The sequence below is a fragment of the Streptomyces sp. SID11385 genome (assembly GCF_010548245.1).
In the GTDB taxonomy this organism is placed as follows: domain Bacteria; phylum Actinomycetota; class Actinomycetes; order Streptomycetales; family Streptomycetaceae; genus Streptomyces.
In genome coordinates, this window is the sequence record NZ_JAAGLR010000445.1 from 1 (window position 1) to 2,136 (window position 2,136).

1 protein-coding gene and 1 pseudogene are annotated in these 2,136 nt (G+C 76.3%); both read right to left on the reverse strand.

From position 1 onward, the window contains the following. Positions 1–584: 584 nt before the first annotated feature. Entirely contained in the window at positions 585–1,850 is a 1,266-nt protein-coding gene (gene purD / locus G3I42_RS13660; protein WP_164285767.1) for a phosphoribosylamine--glycine ligase, read from the reverse strand. A gap of 99 nt (positions 1,851–1,949) precedes the next feature. Beyond that, positions 1,950–2,136 (reverse strand): annotated as a pseudogene (locus tag G3I42_RS13665) (DNA polymerase III subunit gamma/tau); the annotation flags it as partial.

A 2,136-nucleotide genomic window follows, 5' to 3' on the forward strand; every position in this document is an offset into this window, starting at 1 on the left:
CGCCCACAGCACGACGGCGCACGCCGCGGGCAGCACCGCGAGCGCGGTCGCCGCGGACTTGACCCGCAGCACCGCGGCGGCCCTGGACCGCGCGGCGAGCGCGCCCACCTCCACACCCGTACCCGACGACACGACCTGCCGACCCCCTACCCCTGGCGCCCGCCGGACCCTCGCGGGCCCGGCCTGCACCGACGGGCCGCGCACCCGTGCTGGTGCCCGGTCCGTTTCTGCCTCGTCGCTTGCTTCCCGCGCTGATCCGCGGCGGACCGCGGTCCGTCGCGCTTTCCGGCGTCGCTCACATCCCCACTGTGACACCGGCCCCTGACATCGCAATGCCGGTGGGCCAAGTGCCGCAGCCCCTCCGCGCGGCCCGCTCTGCACGGGCCGACCGGCGATGGAGCACGTGCCGCACCCTAGTGGGGGCGCGCGCCGCCGTCAGCCGTATGCGGCTTCGATCACTCGATGGAATGGCTTTGGGCAAAGGTGCTGACAAGCGGGCGCCCCGGGGTCCGTACGCGTGCACGAGTTGCGTGGACGGGTACGGAGCCCGGGGCGGGCGGTACGTCTTCCGGGGTCCGGTGGCCTCAGCCCGTCGCGACCGCGTCGCGCGCCGCGCGCTCCGCGATGTCCGTGCGGTGCTGGGAGTCCTTGAGCCCGATCTGCGCCACCGCCGCGTACGCGCGCTCGCGCGCCACCGTCAGGTCGGGGCCCGTCGCCGTCACCGAGAGCACGCGGCCCCCGGCGCTCACGACGTCCTCGCCCTCGCGCCGCGTCCCCGCGTGCAGCACGTACGCGTCCGGGGCGTCCTTCGCCGCGACATCGTCGAGCCCGCTGATCACGTCGCCGGTACGGGGCGCGGCCGGGTAGTTCGCGGAGGCGACGACGACCGTGACGGCCGCGTCCTCGCTCCACCGCAGCGGCTCCAGCGTCGCCAGCTCGCCGCGCGCCGCCGCGTCCAGGAGCCCGGAGAGCGGGGTGCGCAGGCGCGCGAGGACGACCTGCGTCTCGGGGTCGCCGAAGCGCGCGTTGAACTCGATGACGCGCACGCCGCGCGAGGTGAGCGCGAGGCCCGCGTACAGCAGCCCGCTGAACAGCGCGCCGCGGCGCCGCAGTTCGTCCACGGTCGGCTGGAGCACCGTGCGCAGCACCTCGTCGACGAGGCCCGCCTCGGCCCACGGCAGCGGCGAGTACGCGCCCATGCCGCCCGTGTTGGGGCCCTCGTCGCCGTCGAGCGCGCGCTTGAAGTCCTGCGCGGGCTGGAGCGGGACGACCGTCGTGCCGTCCGTGACCGCGAAGAGCGAGACCTCGGGCCCGTCGAGGAACTCCTCGATGACGACCCGCCCGCAGGCGAGCGCGTGCTCGCGCGCCTTCGCGCGGTCGTCCGTGACGACGACGCCCTTGCCGGCCGCGAGCCCGTCGTCCTTCACGACGTACGGGGCGCCGAAGGCGTCGAGCGCGGCGTCGATCTCCTCCGGCGTCGCGCACACGTAGGCGCGCGCGGTGGGCACCTGCGCGGCGGCCATGACGTCCTTCGCGAACGCCTTCGAGCCCTCCAGCCGCGCGGCCTCGCGCCCGGGCCCGAAGCAGGCGATGCCCGCCTCGCGCACGGCGTCGGCGACCCCCGCGACGAGCGGCGCCTCGGGCCCCACGACGACGAGATCCGCCCCCGTCTCCCGGGCCAGGCGCACGACATCGGCCCCCTCCAGGGCGTCGACGGGCCGCACCTCGGCGACCTCGGCGATCCCGGCGTTGCCGGGGGCGCAGTACAGGGCTTCGACGGCTGGGTCGAGCGAGAGAGAGCGGCACAGGGCGTGTTCGCGGGCGCCGTTTCCGATGACGAGGACCTTCACACGGGTCACCCTAACGGGCGGGTGGGGGGTGCGGGGGCGGGGCGGGCGCGGGCCCGTGCCCGTCCTCCCCCGCCCTGCCCTCCCTCCCCCGTCACCAGCTCAGTGCGGCGCCGCGTCGTTGTCGTACTCGTCGAGCACGGTGGCCCCCAGCTCGCGCACGATCAGCTCGTATCCGCTGAGCGCGCTCTCGACGAGGTCCGGGTCGTCGGCGGCCGGCATGTCGTCCTCGGGCGCCACGGGCGGGCGCGCGGGAGCGGCGGCGGGGCGTGGCTCGGGGGCCGGGGCC